This window comes from Actinophytocola sp. (genome assembly GCF_049647105.1).
GTDB lineage: Bacteria > Actinomycetota > Actinomycetes > Mycobacteriales > Pseudonocardiaceae > Actinophytocola.
The window spans coordinates 1-6,335 of record NZ_JBARWZ010000056.1; the positions used below are offsets into that span (position 1 = coordinate 1).

General features: G+C 69.3%; 5 protein-coding genes. All 5 read right to left on the reverse strand.

Features of this window, described 5'->3' with window-relative positions:
* Positions 1 to 17 precede the first annotated feature (17 nt).
* Positions 18 to 1,466, reverse strand: a complete 1,449-nt coding sequence (gene argG / locus WBA97_RS07555; protein WP_424229991.1) for an argininosuccinate synthase — start codon at positions 1,464 to 1,466, stop codon at positions 18 to 20.
* Positions 1,467 to 1,542: 76 nt separating this feature from the next.
* On the reverse strand, positions 1,543 to 1,719 hold the full coding sequence (locus WBA97_RS07560) for a hypothetical protein (RefSeq protein ID WP_424229992.1): 177 nt from the start codon (positions 1,717 to 1,719) through the stop codon (positions 1,543 to 1,545).
* Between the two features lie 72 nt (positions 1,720 to 1,791).
* The gene (locus WBA97_RS07565; protein WP_424229993.1) at positions 1,792 to 2,931 is read right to left on the reverse strand and encodes a hypothetical protein; all 1,140 of its coding nucleotides are present in this window, start codon (positions 2,929 to 2,931) and stop codon (positions 1,792 to 1,794) included.
* Positions 2,928 to 3,446 (reverse strand): SigE family RNA polymerase sigma factor, encoded by a 519-nt coding sequence (locus WBA97_RS07570; protein WP_424229994.1) that lies wholly within the window; start codon positions 3,444 to 3,446, stop codon positions 2,928 to 2,930. The genes WBA97_RS07565 and WBA97_RS07570 overlap by 4 nt, the downstream gene beginning before the upstream one ends.
* Before the next feature lie 115 nt (positions 3,447 to 3,561).
* On the reverse strand, positions 3,562 to 6,335 hold a 2,774-nt coding region (gene dnaE, locus WBA97_RS07575; protein WP_424229995.1), incomplete at its 5' end, for a DNA polymerase III subunit alpha.

Below are 6,335 nucleotides of genomic sequence, written 5' to 3' on the forward strand. Positions count from 1 at the left end.
GTCACGTGCCACGGCGGTCAGTCGTTGCCGGACTCGAGCGCGGCGTGGTCGAGCAGTTCGTCGTCGTCGAGGACCTTGCCGCGCGAGGCGATCACCTCGGCGCCACCCTCCGGCATCGCGCCGATCAGGCCGGTCGAGGCGGCCTGCGCGGCGCCGATCAACGTCGGGTGCTTGCTGCCGACCATGCCGAGCCCGGCGTACTGCTCGAGCTTGGCCCGCGAGTCCGCGATGTCGAGGTTGCGCATGGTCAGCTGGCCGATGCGGTCGACCGGGCCGAACGCGGAGTCCTGGGTGCGCTCCATCGAGAGCTTGTCCGGGTGGTAACTGAACGCGGGCCCGGACGTGTCGAGGATGGAGTAGTCCTCACCGCGCCGCAGCCGCAGCGTCACCTCGCCGGTGACCGCCGTGCCGACCCACCGCTGCAGCGCCTCGCGCAACATCAGCGCCTGCGGGTCCAGCCAGCGGCCCTCGTACATCAGCCTGCCCAGCCGCCGGCCCTCCTGGTGGTAGCTGGCGAGGGTGTCCTCGTTGTGGATCGCGTTGACCAGCCGCTCGTACGCCGCGTACAGCAGCGCCATGCCCGGCGCCTCGTAGATGCCCCGGCTCTTGGCCTCGATGACCCGGTTCTCGATCTGGTCGGACATCCCCATGCCGTGCCTGCCGCCGATGGCGTTGGCCGCCATCACCAGGTCGACGGCGGAGCCGAACTCCTCGCCGTTGATCGTCACCGGCCTGCCCTGCTCGAAGCCGACCGTCACGTCCTCGGCCACGACGTTCACCTCGGGGTCCCAGAACCGCACGCCCATGATCGGGTCGACGATCTCGATACCGGTGTCGAGGTGCTCGAGCGACTTCGCCTCGTGGGTCGCGCCCCAGATGTTCGCGTCCGTGGAGTAGGCCTTCTCCGTGCTGTCCCGGTAGGGCAGGTCGCGGGTGGCCAGCCACTCCGACATCTCCTTGCGCCCGCCAAGTTCGGTGACGAAGTCGGCGTCCAGCCACGGCTTGTAGATCCGCAGCGACGGGTTCGCGAGCAGCCCGTAGCGGTAGAACCGCTCGATGTCGTTGCCCTTGAACGTGGAGCCGTCGCCCCAGATCTGGACGTCGTCCTCGAGCATCGCGCGCACCAGCAGGGTGCCGGTGACGGCACGGCCGAGCGGCGTGGTGTTGAAGTAGGCCCGGCCACCGGAACGGATGTGGAACGCGCCACAGGCCAGCGCGGCGAGCCCCTCCTCGACGAGCGCCGACCGGCAGTCGACCAGCCGCGCCAGCTCGGCGCCGTACGCCGCCGCGCGGCCGGGGACCGAGTCGATGTCCGGCTCGTCGTACTGGCCGATGTTCGCGGTGTAGGTGCACGGCACGGCACCTTTTTCGCGCATCCACGCGACCGCTACCGAGGTGTCGAGACCGCCGGAGAAGGCGATGCCGACACGTTCGCCGACAGGAAGGGAGGTGAGCACTTTGGACACGAGAGTCATTATGCATGACAGTGAATGGTCATGCAAAGTCAGGGTGGAGCAAACCGCCTGGCCCGGTAGTGCCGCGTCAGGCGGTCCTGGAGGCGGGCGGGTCGGAACTGGTAGACCGCACCACTCCCCGCTGGTAGGCGTCCTCGAGGAACTCCGGGAGCGACCACGGCACCCGCCCGTTCACCGGCAGCCAGACGCGGGCGAACACGAGCCACGTCCCCCACGCCGTCAGGCTGGCGACGCAGAGCCCCACCGCGAGCCCGTTTCCTTGGTATGAGGGGGCGGATAGTGACGGGGAGCGTCACTATCCGCCCCCTCATACCACTCAGCGGTCCGGCCGGTCCGGCCGGTCCGTCCAGTCCGCGCGGTCGGGGTGGACGGTGAGGTTGCGGAAGACCCCCGCCGCACCGTCCGGCCCCAGCGGTGCGGCGTCGGCCTCCGTCCTGGTGTGGAGGAGCACGTCGGTCCGGAGACCGGAGACGTCGTCGACGAACAACATGTCGAAGTACTCTGATCCCGCGACACTCACCCCCTGACCGCTTTCCTCCCCCGCCGTCTGGCGGAGGACCGGGCGGCCGTCGACGGTCGTGTTGGGCACCCGGTCGTCGCCGGCGGACATCGGGCTGGCCACCAGGCGCAGGTTCACCGTCTGTTCGTCGGTGGCGAAGTCGAGGTCGACACGCCACGGCGCGTCGAACCCGCCCTCGCTGAGGGAGCTGGACACGGGCCGCAGGCCGGCGGGCAGTCCGGTGACGTGGAACGGGAAACGCAGCCGCCCGGTGTCACCGATGCGCACTTCACTCGCGACCCGGTGCGCGCTCTGCCGGAGGTCGCCGTCGATCCTGGCGACGTCCACCTCGGCCCAGGCGTCGGGGGCCCAGCGCCATTTCAGGATGATCCTCTCTGGCTCGCCCGGCACGGTGACCCAGTACGCGGGCACACCGTTGACGTCGGGCGCGTCGGTCACCGGCGCGTAGGGCACTGTCGGGGCGGGGTCGGTGGGCCCCCAGATCTCGAGTGGCTCCTCGGACTCGGGTTTGACGCCGGCCGCGTAGAGGCTGACGCCGACCTCCGCGGCGGGCTGCCTGACCATCGGTCCTTGGGCCGGGTCCGGCACGAACTCCGAGACCGAGGTGGCGAACCGCCCGTCGTTGACGACGGTCAAGCTCGAGTTCATCTTGTTCTCATCGGGCACCCACCCGAACGAGGCGTACCGGATCAGCGGATCGAACCGCGCCGGTGCGCCCGCGACCGGCTCGGGGGCCGGTGTGCCACCGCCGACGGCGTAGGTCACGCCGACGACCAGTCCCGCGACGAGTACCGACGCGGCGGCGGTCATCGTCCACGTCCGCACGCGGGCCTGCCGCCGGGCCGTGGTCGCCGCGCGCGGCACATCCACCCGGGACGGCGGTGCCGGGGTCTCGGCCAGGTCCGTCAAGAGGATCCGGACCTCCTGCTCGTTCATGACGTGCTCCTCTGCGCGCTGGGTGAGATCGGTGGTGGGGTGTCGGCGAGCACACGCCGCAACGCGTCGAGGCCGCGCGCGGTCTGGCTCTTGACGGTCCCCTGGGAGCAGCCGAGAACGTCCGCGACCTGTTCGACGCTCAGGTCGCAGTAGAACCGCAGCACGAGCGTGGCCTGCTGCCGCGGCGGCACCGAGGCCAGCGCCGTCCGCACCGCGATCCGGCCTGCGTGGTCCACCACCCCGGTCGGGCCGTCCGGCGGTTCGGCGGTCAACCGGACCCGCGATGACCACCGGCGACGCTCGCCGAGGAACGAGCGCACCACCACCGTGCGTGCGTAGGCGTCCGGGTTGTCCATCCTCGAGACCCGGGGCCAGTGCCGGTACAGCTGGGTGATCGCCGTCTGTACCACGTCGTCGGCCCGGTGCCAGTCCTGCGTGAGCAGGTAGGCCAACCGCCGCAGCCGCGGCAGGTGCGCGGTCACGTAGTCGGTGTAGTCGCGGTCCCGCTCACCCACGGTGTCTCCCAATCTCCGGTAGCTCCCGCCCTCCTAATGCGCCGTCGGTCAACCAGGTTGCACGGGCATGTCGAAACGGTGCCGGGTTTTCGGGTGCCCACACAAGCCCGCGGGTTCACCGATCCGCGGTGAGCCCCGGGATCGCCTTCAGCTCCCCCAGCAACATCGGAGTCACCGCGACCGGATACCGGTCGAGCGCGAACTCCCGCCGCCCGACACGAACATGCACCGGTGTGTCACCCGGGTGCGCCAGGAGGGTGCGCGCCAACTCCACCACGACCGCCTCGTCCACGACACCGACCCGAGCGTGCAACACGAGCGGGTCCTCCCCGGACGAGGTCAGGTCCAGCACCGCGAGACTGCTCCCGAACACGGACATCCGATCCTCCCGCCAGTTGACCCGGCCCTTGACCACCACCGCGTTGTCCTCGACCAGATCCGCGGCGAACAACGCATACGCCTTGGGAAAGAAGAGCACCTCCAGCGCACCGTCCATGTCCGAGACAGTGCAGACCGCCCAGGGCTCACCCTTCTTGGTGACCCGGCGCTCCAACGCGGTGATCAGCCCGGAGACAACCAGCTCACCCTCCTTCGGCGGGCGATCGAGAACGGCCGCGATCGGCCGGGGCGCATGCCTGCGCAGCAGAGACTCCGCGCCGTCCAGCGGATGTGCCGACACATACAGCCCCAGCATCTCGCGCTCGTAGGAGAGAAGCTGCTTCCTCGGCCACTCGCCATCACCGAACCGCAGGTGCGCGAGCGGCGACGTGGTCGTATCCTCGGCTGGACCGAACAAGTCGAACTGCCCCATCGCGGCCCGGCGCTTCAACGGCACCACCGCGTCCACGGCATCCTCGTGCACCTGAACCAGCGCCAGCCGGGTCTCCCCGAGCGTGTCGAACCCACCGGCCTTCACCAGCGACTCCAGCACCCGCTTGTTGCAGACCACCAGCTCCGACCGGTCAAGAAAGTCGGCGAACGAGACGTACTTGCCCGAAGCGCGAGTCCGGACGATCGACTCGACGACGTGCGCACCGACGTTGCGGACCGCGCCCATGCCGAACCGGATGGCGTCCCCGACCGCGGCGAACCGCAGGCCCGACTCATTGACGTCCGGCGGCAGCACCCTGATCCCGAGCCGCCGGCACTCGGACAGGTACACCGCGGACTTGTCCTTGTTGTCCCCCACCGACGTCAGCAACCCGGCCATGTACTCGGCCGGGAAGTTCGCCTTCAGGTACGCCGTCCAGTAACCGACGAGCGCGTACCCAGCGGCGTGCGACTTGTTGAACGCGTACCCGGCGAACGGCAGGATCGTGTCCCACAACGCCCGCACCGCCTCGCCGGAGAACCCGTTCGCCCGCATACCGGCGTGGAAGCCCTCGTACTCCTTCTCCAGCACGTCTTTCTTCTTCTTGCCCATCGCACGGCGCAGCACGTCCGCACGGCCCATCGAATAACCGGCCACCTGCTGCGCGATCTGCATGATCTGCTCCTGGTAGACGACCAGGCCGTGGGTCTCAGCGAGGATCTCGCGCAGCGGTTCCGCCAGCTCGGCGTGGATCGGCTCTACCGGCTGGCGGCCGTTCTTGCGGTCGGCGTAGTTGTTGTGCGTGTTCATCGCCATCGGGCCGGGGCGGTACAGGGCGTTGACGGCCACGATGTCCTCGAACCCGGTGGGCCGCATGCGGCGCAGCAGGTCTCGCATCGCGCCGCCGTCGAGCTGGAACACCCCCAGGCTGTCACCACGTGCCAGCAGGTCGAACGTGTTCCGATCCGTCAGCCCCAGCCCGTCCAGGTCGATGTCGGTGCCTCGGTTGGACTTGATGTTGTCGATCGCGTCGCCGATGACGGTCAGGTTCCGCAGGCCGAGGAAGTCCATCTTCAGCAGGCCGATGGCCTCGCACGACGGGTAGTCCCAGCCGGTGATGATCGAGCCGTCGTCCCGCTGCCACAACGGGATCGCGTCCACCAGCGGTTCGCTGGACATGATGACCGCGCAGGCGTGCACCCCCGCGTTGCGGATCAGGCCCTCCAGCCCACGCGCGGTCGCGAAGATCGTCGACACCTCGTCGTCGGTGTCGATCAGGGCACGCACCTCGGCCGCCTCGCCGTACCGTTCGTGCGCGGGGTCGACGATGCCGGAGAGCGGGATGTCCTTCGCCGCGACCGGCGGCGGCAGCGCCTTGGCAATCCGGTCCGCGATCCCGTAACCGGATTGTCCGAAGTGGACCCTGGCGGCGTCCTTGAGCGCCGCCTTGGTCTTGATGGTGCCGAACGTGATGACCTGGGCAATCCGGGCGGCGCCGTACTTCTCCGTTGCGTAACGGATCATCTCGCCGCGGCGGCGGTCGTCGAAGTCCATGTCGATGTCGGGCATCGAGACCCGTTCCGGGTTCAGGAACCGTTCGAACAGCAGGCCGTGGTGCAGCGGGTCCAGGTTCGTGATGCCCAGCGCGTAGGCCACGAGCGAGCCCGCCGCCGACCCACGGCCGGGACCGACCCGGATACCGACGCGCCGTGCGTGCGCCATCAGGTCGGCCGTGATCAGGAAGTAGCCGGGGAAACCCTTCTGGATGATCACGTCCAGCTCGTACTCGGCCCGCTCCCGGTAGGCGACCGCGATCCCGTCCGGCAGTCGCCGTGTAAGGCCCGCCAGCACCTCGTGGTGCAGCCAGGTCGCCTCGTCGTGGCCGTCCGGCACGTCGAAGACCGGCATCCGGTCCTTGTGGGTGTAGACGTCCGCATAGGACTCGACGCGTTCGGCGATCAGCAGCGTCGAGTCGGCGGCACCGGGGACCTCGGAGTCCCAGTACTCCCGCATGTCCTCGGCCGACTTCAGGTAGTAGCCGTCACCGTCGAACTTGAAGCGGTTCGGATCCGACAGCG